This is a genomic window from Escherichia ruysiae (assembly GCF_031323975.1).
GTDB lineage: Bacteria > Pseudomonadota > Gammaproteobacteria > Enterobacterales > Enterobacteriaceae > Escherichia > Escherichia ruysiae.
Genome location: NZ_JAVIWS010000001.1, coordinates 3,006,359 through 3,019,510, shown reverse-complemented (window position 1 = coordinate 3,019,510; position 13,152 = coordinate 3,006,359). Strand labels below are relative to the sequence as shown.

12 protein-coding genes are annotated in these 13,152 nt (G+C 52.2%); 5 read left to right on the top strand and 7 right to left on the bottom strand.

All coding sequences use genetic code 11. The features are described from left to right. Positions 1-82 precede the first annotated feature (82 nt). From hofQ to hofM, 5 genes are read right to left on the bottom strand one after another with little or no spacing between them, the layout of a single operon-like run. Positions 83-1,321, bottom strand: a complete 1,239-nt coding sequence (gene hofQ, locus RGV86_RS14505; RefSeq protein WP_085461333.1) for a DNA uptake porin HofQ — start codon at positions 1,319-1,321, stop codon at positions 83-85. After that, entirely contained in the window at positions 1,233-1,637 is a 405-nt protein-coding gene (locus RGV86_RS14500; RefSeq protein WP_085461334.1) for a DUF2531 family protein, read from the bottom strand. Before RGV86_RS14500 ends, hofQ begins: the two co-directional genes overlap by 89 nt. Next, positions 1,627-2,067: a DNA utilization protein HofO gene (gene hofO / locus RGV86_RS14495; protein WP_001093899.1), complete on the bottom strand. Its 441-nt coding sequence runs from the start codon at positions 2,065-2,067 to the stop codon at positions 1,627-1,629. Before hofO ends, RGV86_RS14500 begins: the two co-directional genes overlap by 11 nt. Further along, entirely contained in the window at positions 2,051-2,590 is a 540-nt protein-coding gene (locus RGV86_RS14490) for a PilN domain-containing protein (protein ID WP_085461335.1), read from the bottom strand. The genes hofO and RGV86_RS14490 overlap by 17 nt, the downstream gene beginning before the upstream one ends. Beyond that, the gene (hofM, locus tag RGV86_RS14485; protein ID WP_085461336.1) at positions 2,590-3,369 is read right to left on the bottom strand and encodes a DNA utilization protein HofM; all 780 of its coding nucleotides are present in this window, start codon (positions 3,367-3,369) and stop codon (positions 2,590-2,592) included. The genes RGV86_RS14490 and hofM overlap by 1 nt, the downstream gene beginning before the upstream one ends. Before the next feature lie 119 nt (positions 3,370-3,488). Here hofM and mrcA point away from each other — a divergent pair, with 119 nt between their 5' ends. Continuing rightward, positions 3,489-6,041 (top strand): peptidoglycan glycosyltransferase/peptidoglycan DD-transpeptidase MrcA, encoded by a 2,553-nt coding sequence (gene mrcA / locus RGV86_RS14480; protein WP_016159535.1) that lies wholly within the window; start codon positions 3,489-3,491, stop codon positions 6,039-6,041. 166 nt (positions 6,042-6,207) lie between these two features. On the opposite strand, the gene nudE is transcribed toward mrcA, so the two are convergent. Next, complete coding sequence (gene nudE, locus RGV86_RS14475; protein WP_000045734.1) at positions 6,208-6,768, bottom strand: ADP compounds hydrolase NudE; 561 nt, start codon at positions 6,766-6,768, stop codon at positions 6,208-6,210. A 321-nt stretch (positions 6,769-7,089) separates the two neighbouring features. On the opposite strand from nudE, the gene igaA reads away from it, so the two are divergent. The 4 genes from igaA to hslO all read left to right on the top strand — a co-directional run bounded on the left by igaA (position 7,090) and on the right by hslO (position 11,273). Continuing rightward, positions 7,090-9,225 (top strand): intracellular growth attenuator protein IgaA, encoded by a 2,136-nt coding sequence (gene igaA, locus RGV86_RS14470; RefSeq protein ID WP_000104495.1) that lies wholly within the window; start codon positions 7,090-7,092, stop codon positions 9,223-9,225. Positions 9,226-9,289: 64 nt separating this feature from the next. Further along, positions 9,290-9,958 carry a GMP/IMP nucleotidase gene (yrfG, locus tag RGV86_RS14465; RefSeq protein WP_001295168.1) on the top strand — a complete coding sequence of 223 codons (669 nt, stop codon included), beginning with the start codon at positions 9,290-9,292 and terminating at the stop codon, positions 9,956-9,958. A 10-nt stretch (positions 9,959-9,968) separates the two neighbouring features. Further along, complete coding sequence (hslR, locus tag RGV86_RS14460; protein ID WP_000660493.1) at positions 9,969-10,370, top strand: ribosome-associated heat shock protein Hsp15; 402 nt, start codon at positions 9,969-9,971, stop codon at positions 10,368-10,370. 24 nt (positions 10,371-10,394) lie between these two features. After that, positions 10,395-11,273, top strand: a complete 879-nt coding sequence (gene hslO, locus RGV86_RS14455; RefSeq protein WP_024165248.1) for an Hsp33 family molecular chaperone HslO — start codon at positions 10,395-10,397, stop codon at positions 11,271-11,273. Between the two features lie 143 nt (positions 11,274-11,416). Here the strand turns inward: hslO and RGV86_RS14450 are convergent, their stop codons facing one another. Beyond that, a complete protein-coding gene (locus RGV86_RS14450; protein WP_085461337.1) occupies positions 11,417-13,141 on the bottom strand; it encodes a DUF4153 domain-containing protein in 1,725 nt (574 codons plus the stop codon). Between the last annotated feature and the right edge of the window lie 11 nt (positions 13,142-13,152).

Below are 13,152 nucleotides of genomic sequence, written 5' to 3'. Positions count from 1 at the left end.
TACTCCTTGTATGCTAAATACCTGCGCACGTCAAATAGATGAAACATGTTCAGCATGAAAACATCGCCGTTTTTGCGGCAGTTTACTCACTGGAAACCAACCGTGGCGTGATAAATACCACTAACTCGCGTCGTTCATCTTCTTTTCCGTCATGACGAAATAATTGCCCGAACCAGGGGATGTCGCCCAACAGCGGTACGCTATCCTGACCCGATTTATTTTTACGGGTAAAAATACCACCCAGTGCCAGCGTTTCTCCGCTTTTTACTTCAACCTGCGTTTCGATCTCCTGCTTATCAATCGCCAGCACTTCGCCATCAGCTTGTTGTAGCACCTGTCCCGGAACGTTCTGGCTGATGTGTAATTTCAGTCGGATGCGACCTTTTTGTAACACCGTGGGCGTGACTTCCATTCCCAGTACGGCCTCTTTAAATTCCACCGACGTCGCGCCGCTTTCACCACTGGAAACCTGATACGGGATCTCGCTTCCCTGTTTAATGCTGGCAGGCTGGAGATGTGAGGCCAGCAGACGCGGGCTGGCGATAATATCCAGTTGCTGTTTTTGTTCGAGCGCGGAAAGCTCCAGATCCAGTAAACGCCCGTTGATACGCCCAATGTTAAAACCGATATGCGTCGTTGCCGTTGCCACAGAGAGATCGCCGCCGAGCGTGGTCACTTGCCCAACGCCGCCGGTTTGTTGCGCATCGGCCAGCGTCCATTTCACGCCTAACTCGCGCAGACTTTTTTCATTAATGGTGACAATGTGCGCCAACAGTTCAACCTGCCCGACCGGCAAATCCATTTGCGCTACCCACTGCTCCAGTGCGCTTAACGCCGTTTTGTTATCACGCAGCAAAAGGCGATTAGTACGTTTATCGACAGTCATGCTGCCTTTGGCGCTAAGTAGCTTTTCTCCTGCTTTCGCCAGCTCTCCGGCGTCGGCGTATTGCAGAGTAATATTGCGATTTTCCAGCGGCAGATTTGCCTGCACCCGCGCCTGTTCAGCCTCCTGACGGGCGATATTGTCATTCTGCCAGGCAACGGAATGCACTGAAAGAATGTTGCCTTCCTGGCGCGTTATCAGCCCGGCGCTTTTCACTACGGTTTGTAGTGCCTGTTTCCAGGGAACGTCAGTGAGATGTAACGACACCGTACCATTGACGTCTGGCGAAACCACCAGGTTTAACTTCTCCTGTTCAGCCAGCGCCTGTAACACCTGAGCCACCGGAACGTCATCCACCATCAGCGTCACTTTTTGCGGCTTTGCCGCCTGTACGCTGGGTATCATCATCAACAGTAGTGCGGCTATCCATTGCTTCATTTTTATCTCCTTGCCGTTGCCACAACCACTGTGGCGGTTCGCAGTTTTTTCCAGTTCCCAGCGTTAATGTTTCTGGCGTCAGTTGTAAAATTGTCCAGCCATTCTCCAGCACATCGTTTTGCTCCACCCGTCGCCATTTTTTTTGCCCATCTTTTATTACGCCAATAACGCGCTCGCCTCGCCCTACCATCCCCTGATAACGCCACTGGGTAAGTTCGCTAATCCGGCATAGATCTTCCGGCGGCTTAAAAGGGTCACGCATACCGGTTAAAAGGCACAAGGCAATACCTGCCAACAACCCGCGTTTACCCCTCATGCGGCATCTCCAGTTGTAGCGTGAACAAAAGATCATCACCTTCCACGCTTAATGAAAAACGGCTCACGCTGACGTTGCGCTCTGCCAGCCGTGTAAATGCCGACGGCACCGCTTCCCAGAACGTTTTCAACGCCAACTCGCCTCCCTGAGCGGATGGATGCCAGTAAAGCAGTTGCGCGCCGGGCAACTGAAAATCCAGTGGCGAAAAGGACAGCGTTTTTTCTTCGCTGATGGGAGTGGTGTCTACCAGGCGATAAAGTGCAGTCCATTGCTGGTGATGACTTGCCCGCAGTCGAATTAATGCGTCACTCTCTTCCTGGTGTGCCGAGGAAAGAAAAATGAGCGTAACTAACATCAGCAACCAGACTGCCCAGCAAAACTGGCGGATACGGAGTGATGTCGCGAACCACCAATCAAAGAGAGTGTTCATCGCTAACCGTCCTTGTTAACTGATACTCAAATTGCCAGCGTCCTTGTGCATCTTGCTGCGTGGCTCCACGCTGGTTGAGTTGAAAAGAAGTATCCTGGCGGAGTGCTTTTTCCAGTGCGTTTAACACAGTAATGTTCGTCGCAAGTCCCTTTACCTCCAGCGTTCCCTGCTGCCAGCGTATCGTTGTCAGCCAGGCGTGTTCGGGTAAAAGTGCCGCCAGTGACTCCAGCGAAGATTGCCAGTCGCGGGTAAATTGTCGCTGGCGCTGACGTTGCAAACGCTGTTCGCGTAATTGTTGGCGTTCCAGCAAACGTGGTTTACTGGTTTGTAGGGTGCTGGCGCGTTGTTGTTCCGCCTGAAGCAAAACAGCGTCAACGCGTACTTCAGCGTTGGTTGTCAAACGCAGCATGAGCGTTATCCCGACAGCCAGCAGCAGAGGAGCAACGAACATCAGCAACCAGAAGCGAAGAAAGGCCGTCCGGCGTTGCTCTCGCCAGGGCAAAAAATTGATTGGCGGATTCATCAGTACCCCTCCCCAAGCGCCAGCCCCAGCGCGATAGCAAAGTTTCCACCTGGTGGCGGTAGTGGCGGCTGACGCACAGAAACCGCATTCCAGGGGTCAAATCCGCCTTCGCCGCATATCGCGAGACTTTCAGAATTAATGGCTAACGTCGCGGCCAGTTCATTCGCGCTTGTCATCCCCACCGCCAGTTTGCGTCCCCAGCTATAACGCGTCGCCCATAACCACTGTTCATTATCACGCCAGGCCAGACATTGCTGATGAGAAGGTAAAAAAGGCAGGAATCGCTGCAAAGCGCAGGCGTCTGGGGTAATCGCACTAACGTGAATACGCAATCTTTCTGCCAGGCTAAGCAGCGTTGCCAGCTCTTTGCTTTGCGCGGCGGTCACGTTATAAGCGGGACTTAGCGAATCTTCGCTGTAATCAAAGCGCAGGGAGTCCGGTTCCATATCCAGCTCGCGAGCCATCGTACCTGTCAACCAGGCCATTTGCTCCCGTTCGCCCAGGGACATTGCCGGACGCGGAAATGCCCTTTGTAACGTTCGGCTAGCGGGAAATGCCAACATAATGTGATGACGGTGTGGCAGTTCACGACTCCACGGTAACAACGTTTTAGTCAGCCGTTCCGCGTCAATAATGCGCCCATCTTTGATAATGTCGGTCGCCAGCGGCAAACGCCACCAGCGTTGCAAATAGCATTCTTTCGCGCCACGCACGATAGCAACCGCCACCGCTTCTTGCTGTTGTAAATGCAAACCAATTTGCCAGGTCTTAAATGCCATTGTGATGATCTCCTTATCCCCCGTCACTCTGACGGGTATATCAATGCGTCTGGCTTGCCTTTATACTACCGCGCGTTTGTTTATAAACTGCCCAAATGAAACTAAATGGGAAATTTCCAGTGAAGTTCGTAAAGTATTTATTGATCCTTGCAGTCTGTTGCATTCTGCTGGGAGCAGGCTCGATTTATGGCCTATACCGCTACATCGAGCCACAACTGCCGGATGTGGCAACATTAAAAGATGTTCGCCTGCAAATTCCGATGCAGATTTACAGCGCCGATGGCGAGCTGATTGCTCAATACGGTGAAAAACGTCGTATTCCGGTTACATTGGATCAAATCCCGCCGGAGATGGTGAAAGCCTTTATTGCGACGGAAGACAGCCGCTTCTACGAGCATCACGGCGTTGACCCAGTGGGGATCTTCCGTGCGGCAAGCGTGGCGCTGTTCTCCGGTCACGCATCGCAAGGGGCGAGCACCATCACCCAACAACTGGCGAGAAACTTCTTCCTGAGTCCAGAACGCACGCTAATGCGTAAAATTAAGGAAGTCTTCCTCGCAATTCGTATTGAACAGTTGCTGACGAAAGACGAGATCCTCGAGCTTTATCTGAACAAGATTTACCTCGGTTACCGCGCCTATGGTGTCGGTGCTGCGGCACAAGTCTATTTCGGTAAAACGGTCGATCAACTGACACTGAACGAAATGGCGGTGATTGCCGGGCTGCCTAAAGCCCCTTCCACCTTCAACCCGCTCTATTCAATGGATCGAGCCGTCGCGCGGCGTAACGTCGTGCTGTCGCGAATGCTGGACGAAGGGTATATCACCCAACAGCAGCTCGATGAGACACGCACCGAAGCGATTAACGCCAACTATCACGCACCGGAGATCGCCTTCTCAGCGCCATATCTCACCGAAATGGTACGTCAGGAGATGTATAACCGTTACGGCGAAAACGCTTATGAAGACGGCTATCGCATTTACACTACCATTACCCGCAAAGTGCAGCAGGCCGCACAGCAAGCCGTGCGTAATAACGTACTGGACTACGACATGCGTCACGGCTATCGCGGCCCGGCCAATGTGCTGTGGAAAGTAGGTGAATCAGCGTGGGATGACAAAAAGATTACCGATACGCTGAAGGCGCTGCCAACCTATGGTCCGCTGCTACCTGCCGCAGTCACCCGCGCCAACCCGCAGGAAGCAACAGCAATGCTGGCGGACGGAACATCTGTGACGCTGCGTATGGAAGGGATTCGCTGGGCACGGCCTTATCGCTCCGATACACAGCAGGGACCGACGCCGCGTAAAGTGACCGATGTTGTGCAAACAGGTCAGCAAATCTGGGTTCGCCAGGTGGGCGATGCCTGGTGGCTGGCACAGGTGCCGGAAGTGAACTCGGCGCTGGTATCGATCAATCCGCAAAACGGCGCAGTTATGGCGCTGGTCGGTGGTTTTGATTTCAATCAGAGCAAGTTTAACCGCGCCACCCAGGCACTGCGTCAGGTGGGTTCGAATATCAAGCCGTTCCTCTACACCGCAGCGATGGATAAAGGTCTGACGCTGGCAAGTATGCTGAACGATGTGCCAATTTCCCGCTGGGACGCAGGCGCGGGTTCTGACTGGCAGCCGAAAAACTCACCTCCGCAGTACGCCGGTCCAATCCGTTTACGTCAGGGGCTGGGCCAGTCGAAAAACGTGGTAATGGTACGCGCAATGCGAGCAATGGGCGTGGACTATGCCGCAGAGTATTTGCAACGCTTCGGCTTCCCGGCACAAAATATTGTCCACACTGAATCGCTGGCACTGGGTTCCGCTTCCTTCACGCCGTTACAGGTGGCGCGCGGGTACGCAGTGATGGCTAATGGTGGCTTCCTGGTCGACCCCTGGTTTATCAGCAAAATTGAAAACGACCAGGGCGGCGTGATTTTCGAAGCGAAACCGAAAGTAGCCTGCCCGGAATGTGATATTCCGGTGATTTACGGTGATACGCAAAAATCGAACGTGCTGGAAAACAGCGACGTTGAAGACGTGGCTATCTCTCGCGAACAGCAGAATGTTTCTGTGCCAATGCCACAACTGGAGCAGGCTAATCAGGCATTAGTGGCGAAGACTGGTGCGCCAGAATACGCACCACACGTCATCAGCACACCGCTGGCGTTCCTGATTAAGAGCGCCCTGAACACCAATATCTTTGGTGAACCTGGCTGGCAGGGCACTGGCTGGCGCGCAGGTCGTGATTTGCAACGTCATGATATCGGCGGGAAAACAGGGACGACCAACAGTTCGAAGGATGCATGGTTTTCGGGTTACGGACCGGGCGTTGTGACATCGGTATGGATTGGCTTTGACGATCACCGCCGTAATCTCGGTCACACTACGGCTTCCGGGGCGATTAAAGATCAGATCTCCGGTTACGAAGGCGGTGCGAAGAGCGCCCAGCCAGCCTGGGATGCTTATATGAAAGCCGTGCTGGAAGGTGTACCGGAACAACCGCTGACGCCGCCGCCGGGTATTGTGACGGTGAATATCGATCGCAGCACCGGGCAACTGGCCAACGGTGGTAACAGCCGCGAAGAGTATTTCATCGAAGGTACGCAGCCTACACAGCAAGCAGTACGCGAGGTAGGGACAACCATCATCGATAATGGTGAGGCTCAGGAATTGTTCTGATTAAAAAGGCGCTTCGGCGCCTTTTCAGTTTGCAGACAAAGTGCGCGTTGTTCATGCTGGATGCGGCGTGAACGCCTTATCCAGCCAACAAAATCGTCGAAACTCAATATATTGCAGGAACCACGTAGGCCTGATAAGCGTAGCGCATCAGGCAAGCTCCACGTATTTACAACCGTCCCTGCCCCTTCAACCACTCGCGCACCAGAAACAACGCGCTGACATTACGCGCTTCGTTGAAGTCAGGATCTTCGAGCAAATCCATCATATGTGTCAGTGGCCAGCGCACCTGAGGTAGTGGCTCTGGTTCATCGCCTTCCAGCGATTCAGGGTAGAGATCTTGCGCCACCACGATATTCATTTTGCTGGAAAAGTAAGACGGTGCCATGCTGAGTTTCTTCAAAAAAGTCAGATCCCTTGCGCCAAATCCCACTTCTTCTTTGAGTTCGCGGTTTGCTGCTTCATAAACACTTTCACCGGGATCAATTAATCCTTTCGAAAAACCTAATTCGTAGGATTCAGTTCCCACCGCGTATTCGCGGATCAAAATCAGGTGATCGTCCACAATCGGCACAATCATCACGGCTTCCCGGTTGGTTGGACGCATTCGTTCATAAACACGCCGCACGCCGTTGCTGAACTCCAGATCCACGCTTTCGATGGTAAACAATCGGGAACGGGCTACAGTTTCAACATTCAGAATGGTGGGTTTTTGTAATGATTTGCTCATCGTGGAATCTATGCTGTGAAATCAGCAGTTATTGTGCGATATCGGACACGCATTCGGCAATGTGAATTGCATGTTATTTACATTTACGCAACTTAATAAATAATCATTCTCAAATCAAATTAAAAGTCAATAGGTTGAAATAACTCCAGGAATTTGCTGATATTCCGCCCTCAGAGGGTTTGCTATGATCACTGGTTACTGGGATGCGCTTAATGATGCTCAAGTTCAACTCCACGCTTGCCGATAGCCAACCGCAGGATCCTATATTGTGTCCAGGATGCGACTAATCACACCTGACAAATTAAGTAAGATGGGGAAAGCATGAGCACCATTGTAATTTTTATAGCTGCTTTGCTGGCCTGCTCACTACTTGCGGGATGGCTGATAAAAGTGCGCTCCAGGCGGCGTCAACTGCCCTGGACTAACGCCTTCGCTGATGCGCAAACGCGCAAACTCATGCCTGAAGAACGTAACGCCGTTGAAAATTATCTCGACAGCCTGACGCAGGTTTTGCAGGTTCCTGGTCCGACGGGCGCCAGCACGGCTCCCGTATCACTGACGCTGAACGCGGAAAGCAACAACGTCATGATGCTGACACATGCCATCACGCGTTATGGCATTTCAACCGACGATCCTAACAAATGGCGTTATTATCTCGATTCGGTGGAAGTCCACCTGCCCCCGTTCTGGGAGCAGTACATCAACGATGAAAATAGCGTTGAACTGATCCATACCGATTCGCTGCCGCTGGTTATTTCTCTCAACGGTCATACGCTGCAAGAGTACATTCAGGAAACTCGTGGCTATGCGTTGCAGCCTGTTCCGTCAACGCAGGCGTCGATTCGCGGCGAAGAAAGCGAACAAATCGAACTGCTCAATATTCGCAAAGAAACACACGAAGAGTATGCGCTTAGTCGCCCACGTGGGCTGCGTGAAGCGTTGCTGATTGTCGCCTCCTTCCTGATGTTCTTTTTCTGCCTGATTACTCCGGATGTATTTGTCCCGTGGCTGGCTGGCGGCGCGTTACTGCTGTTGGGCGCAGGTCTGTGGGGGCTATTTGCGCCACCGGCAAAATCATCCTTGCGGGAGATCCACTGTCTGCGTGGTACGCCGCGTCGTTGGGGATTGTTTGGTGAAAACGATCAGGAACAGATCAACAATATTTCGCTCGGTATTATCGACCTGGTCTATCCCGCGCACTGGCAGCCTTATATTGCGCAGGATCTGGGGCAGCAAACGGATATCGATATCTATCTTGATCGGCACGTGGTACGTCAGGGACGCTATCTTTCACTGCATGACGAAGTGAAAAACTTCCCGCTGCAACACTGGCTACGCAGTACGATTATCGCGGCGGGTTCTCTGCTGGTGCTGTTTATGCTGCTGTTCTGGGTTCCGCTGGATATGCCGCTGAAATTCACCCTCTCGTGGATGAAAGGCGCGCAGACCATTGAAGCCACCAGCGTTAAACAACTGGCAGATGCCGGAGTACGTGTAGGCGATACCTTACGTCTTAGCGGTACAGGGATGTGTAATATCCGCACTTCTGGCACCTGGAGCGCGAAAACCAATTCACCGTTTTTGCCATTTGACTGCTCCCAGATCATCTGGAATGACGCCCGTTCATTGCCATTACCGGAATCTGAACTGGTCAACAAGGCCACGGCACTGACCGAGGCAGTAAACCGCCAGTTGCACCCGAAACCGGATGATGAATCTCGCGTCAGCGCCACATTGCGTTCAGCAATTCAGAAATCCGGCATGGTACTGCTCGATGACTTTGGCGACATCGTGCTGAAAACCGCCGATCTCTGTGCCGCCAAAGATGATTGTGTTCGGTTGAAAAATGCGCTGGTGAATCTCGGCAACAGTAAGGACTGGGACGCACTGGTAAAACGCGCTAACGCTGGAAAACTCGACGGCGTGAATGTATTACTCCGCCCGGTGAGCGCGGAATCACTCGATAACCTGGTGGAAACCTCCACAGCACCATTCATTACTCATGAAACGGCGCGAGCGGCGCAATCACTGAATAGCCCGGCACCGGGAGGATTCCTGATTGTCAGCGACGAAGGCAGCGATTTTGTTGATCAGCCCTGGCCTTCGGCATCACTTTACGACTACCCGCCGCAAGAACAGTGGAACGCTTTCCAGAAACTGGCGCAAATGCTGATGCATACGCCGTTTAACGCCGAAGGCATCGTCACCAATATTTTTACCGATGCCAACGGCACGCAGCATATCGGCTTGCACCCCATCCCGGATCGCTCCGGCCTGTGGCGCTATCTGGGCACGACATTGCTGTTGCTGACGATGCTGGGCAGTGCCATCTATAATGGCGTACAGGCCTGGCGTCGTTATCACCGTCATCGTACTCGCATGATGGAAATTCAGGCCTATTATGAAAGCTGCCTGAATCCACAACTGATCACCCCTTCAGAAAGCCTTATCGAATAACACGTTTGCGCGGCAGGTTATGCTACCCTGTCGCGCAAATGGCTTCACTCTGGAGATTTCCCTCATGCATATCAACATTGCCTGGCAGGACGTAGATACCGTTCTGCTGGATATGGACGGCACGTTGCTCGACCTCGCCTTCGATAACTATTTCTGGCAAAAGCTGGTGCCTGAAACCTGGGGCGCGAAAAACGGGGTCACGCCACAGGAAGCGATGGAATATATGCGCCAGCAATATCACGACGTGCAGCATACGCTAAACTGGTACTGTCTTGATTACTGGAGTGAACAACTGGGTCTGGATATCTGTGCGATGACCACCGAGATGGGACCGCGCGCCGTACTGCGTGAAGATACTATTCCGTTTCTTGAGGCACTTAAAGCCAGCGGTAAGCAGCGAATTTTGCTCACCAACGCGCATCCGCACAACCTGGCGGTAAAACTTGAGCATACCGGTCTGGACGCACACCTTGATTTATTACTTTCCACCCACACATTTGGTTATCCGAAAGAGGATCAGCGGTTATGGCATGCGGTGGCCGAAGCTACGGGTCTGAAAGCTGAAAGAACGCTGTTTATTGATGACAGCGAAGCAATTCTCGATGCTGCCGCGCAATTTGGTATTCGTTACTGCCTCGGCGTCACTAATCCCGACTCAGGGATTGCTGAAAAACAGTATCAGCGCCATCCGTCACTGAATGACTACCGCCGCCTGATCCCCTCGCTAATGTGAAGGAGACGCCATGAAAGAAAAACCTGCTGTTGAGGTTCGACTGGATAAATGGCTATGGGCCGCCCGTTTTTACAAAACCCGCGCGCTGGCTCGTGAAATGATCGAAGGCGGTAAGGTGCATTACAACGGGCAGCGCAGCAAGCCGAGTAAAGTCGTCGAACTGAATGCCACGCTCACTCTGCGCCAGGGAAATGACGAACGAACGGTGATTGTAAAGGCGATTACTGAACAGCGTCGCCCCGCCAGCGAGGCAGTCTTGCTGTATGAAGAGACTGCGGAAAGTGTAGAGAAACGCGAAAAAATGGCGCTGGCACGTAAACTTAATGCCTTAACCATGCCGCACCCGGATCGACGCCCGGACAAAAAAGAGCGCCGCGACCTGTTACGATTTAAACACGGCGACAGTGAATAACTGTCACCTGCAAGAGAGATGATTATGCCGCAACATGACCAATTACATCGCTATCTGTTTGAAAACTTTGCCGTGCGCGGCGAACTGGTAACCGTTTCGGAAACCCTGCAACAGATCCTTGAGAATCACGATTATCCGCAGCCCGTTAAAAACGTGCTGGCAGAACTGCTGGTTGCGACCAGCCTGTTAACCGCTACGCTGAAGTTTGATGGTGATATCACCGTACAGCTGCAAGGCGACGGTCCGATGAATCTGGCGGTTATCAACGGTAACAACAACCAGCAGATGCGCGGCGTGGCGCGCGTACAGGGCGAAATTCCGGAAAATGCCGACCTGAAAACGCTGGTCGGTAATGGTTATGTGGTGATCACCATTACCCCGAGCGAAGGCGAACGCTATCAGGGCGTGGTTGGTCTGGAAGGTGATACCCTGGCGGCCTGCCTGGAAGATTACTTTATGCGTTCTGAACAGCTTCCGACGCGCCTGTTTATTCGCACCGGCAACGTAGATGGTAAGCCCGCCGCTGGCGGTATGTTGTTACAGGTAATGCCTGCGCAAAATGCCCAGCAGGACGACTTCGACCACCTGGCGACGCTAACCGAAACCATCAAAACCGAAGAGTTGCTGACTTTGCCGGCAAATGAAGTGTTGTGGCGTTTGTACCACGAAGAAGAGGTGACGGTTTACGATCCGCAGGATGTGGAGTTCAAATGCACCTGCTCACGTGAACGTTGCGCCGATGCGCTGAAAACGCTGCCGGATGAAGAAGTGGATAGCATCCTGGCGGAAGATGGCGAAATTGACATGCATTGTGATTACTGCGGTAACCACTATCTGTTCAATGCGATGGATATTGCCGAGATCCGCAACAACGCGTCTCCGGCAGATCCGCAAGTTCATTAATTAGTTTTTCCGGCAGAGATAACTCTGCCGGATTTCATGACGAAATTGCCTGATGCGCTGCGTTTATCAGGCCTACGGTATAAATCGCAAGTTATTGTGGGTCAGCTAAGGCGCCGCATCTGACAAAAATCAGATGCGCGTTGTCACTCATTCAGATTCACCTCCAGCGTTTCACCATCCACCGTAAGATTGCGCCACGTTTTAGGCTTCGTTCCCAGTTTTCTTTCCTTCGCGGCAGTGAGTAATTTCTCTTTCGTTATTTCGCGCGGAAGTAAACTCATCGTGAGCTCTTGCCATTCTTTCCCGGTGGGGTCAATGCCATAGACGATGACTCTTTCATCATTAAAGGCAAACAGGAGCCGCTCCGTCTGACCATCACTATTTAGATCTCTCTCGACCAGTACGCAGGCATCCTTTTCAATACAGGTCATCACGTTATAGCGTTCTTTGATTAAGGCCGACCAGAATGTCGCATCCGGTTTGCCAGAACCAGGGGCAATTAACACGTTATCGGCTAATGCTTTTTCCGATACCTGCTGCTGAAGATGTTGCTTCCCATCAAACGCCATCAGCAGATCCCGTCTGCGTTTCGGGTCTTTCATATACTCGGCATCGCTTTTCAGCGACTCAAGCGCCGCACGGCCATAGCGACCGCTCTGTTCGAGCATGTAGATACTTACCTGGTCTGGCGTGTTTTTGCCGCTCTGATAACGTGCCATATGACTGTTCACGCTAATGCGCATACTGTCCAGTACCGGCGAATTAAGAAGCACCAGTATCACCAGCACCAATAACGAAACCGCAAGGTTCACTTTGCCCTGAAGAACAAGGGGATTTTGCCCTTTACGCCAGACAATACTGACAAAATATCCCAGAGACCAAACCAGTAACACCACCACAGCCAACACGCCATGCAAGCGTTCGGCAGTCCAGCCGTACTGCGCGACCCGCAGCCATAACGCCCAGGCGGCGACGAACACATACAATGGGGCGACCAGCAGAGCGGTTTGAATCAGGCAACGCAACGGCCCCGTCCAGGGAAGTGACGCTTTTTGCGGATCGCCGACAATGGACATTAAGAGCAATTGCAAAAAGGCCAGCGTCAAAAGCAACCCGGCAGCGGAAATGTGGCGAGAAATCGCGTTCAGGCCCGCAAACGGTAGGGTGATAATAAACATCAGCGTCAACAATGACACCAACGGCAGTAAACCTGTGGCGATTAACGTGAACAGCTTTTGAATGGAGTCGATTAAACGCAACTGTGTCCGCGCGAGGATCACCGCCAGTGCGGTAACCAGACCTGACGTAAGATAAATAAACCAGTCGGTTGCAAAAAAGAGCGTTTTAAAAAACGTGATACCAACGAGTTTAAACAACTCACTCCACAGTAAAAGCACCAGCCACGTCAGGCCATTAGCGATAAAAATCACCAATAATATAAGTACGTTATGCCATACCGACTGGTAAAAATAGCTATAGCGGGTACTGTCATTACGCTCACGCAGACTCTGTTGTATCCACGGCAGCAACATCATTCCCATCAGCAGCAGATAACACCCAAAATCCCAAAGCGCCTTTTCCGCTCTCCAGGGACTCATGCCATCAATTTGCCACTTCAGCCAGCCGCTCATCCCAAGAGTGGCAATCAACACTATCGCCAGCCATCCCCAAAGTCGCTTCTGTTTGAAGGACACTACAGAAAATAACAAAACGGATGAAAGCGCCACGGTCGCAGGTACGCCATAAACTATCCAACTGTTATTTTTACCAGCGAGCCAGGAGATCAGCAGGTAGCAAACTAATCCCTGGAGTAATCCGGTAACAACCATTCCCCTGCGTGTTGCGGGTGAAAGCTCAACGTTTTCCATGTTGGTTATCC

Excerpts from the sequence above, each read along its gene's own strand:
- RGV86_RS14500 (WP_085461334.1), bottom strand. The coding sequence starts at position 1,637 with ATGAGGGGTAAACGCGGGTTGTTGGCAGGTATTGCCTTGTGCCTTTTA.
- igaA (WP_000104495.1), top strand. The coding sequence starts at position 7,090 with ATGAGCACCATTGTAATTTTTATAGCTGCTTTGCTGGCCTGCTCACTA.
- nudE (WP_000045734.1), bottom strand. The coding sequence starts at position 6,768 with ATGAGCAAATCATTACAAAAACCCACCATTCTGAATGTTGAAACTGTA.
- hofM (WP_085461336.1), bottom strand. The coding sequence starts at position 3,369 with ATGGCATTTAAGACCTGGCAAATTGGTTTGCATTTACAACAGCAAGAA.
- hofO (WP_001093899.1), bottom strand. The coding sequence starts at position 2,067 with ATGAACACTCTCTTTGATTGGTGGTTCGCGACATCACTCCGTATCCGC.
- hslR (WP_000660493.1), top strand. The coding sequence starts at position 9,969 with ATGAAAGAAAAACCTGCTGTTGAGGTTCGACTGGATAAATGGCTATGG.
- hofQ (WP_085461333.1), bottom strand. The coding sequence starts at position 1,321 with ATGAAGCAATGGATAGCCGCACTACTGTTGATGATGATACCCAGCGTA.
- RGV86_RS14490 (WP_085461335.1), bottom strand. The coding sequence starts at position 2,590 with ATGAATCCGCCAATCAATTTTTTGCCCTGGCGAGAGCAACGCCGGACG.
- RGV86_RS14450 (WP_085461337.1), bottom strand. The coding sequence starts at position 13,141 with ATGGAAAACGTTGAGCTTTCACCCGCAACACGCAGGGGAATGGTTGTT.
- yrfG (WP_001295168.1), top strand. The coding sequence starts at position 9,290 with ATGCATATCAACATTGCCTGGCAGGACGTAGATACCGTTCTGCTGGAT.
- hslO (WP_024165248.1), top strand. The coding sequence starts at position 10,395 with ATGCCGCAACATGACCAATTACATCGCTATCTGTTTGAAAACTTTGCC.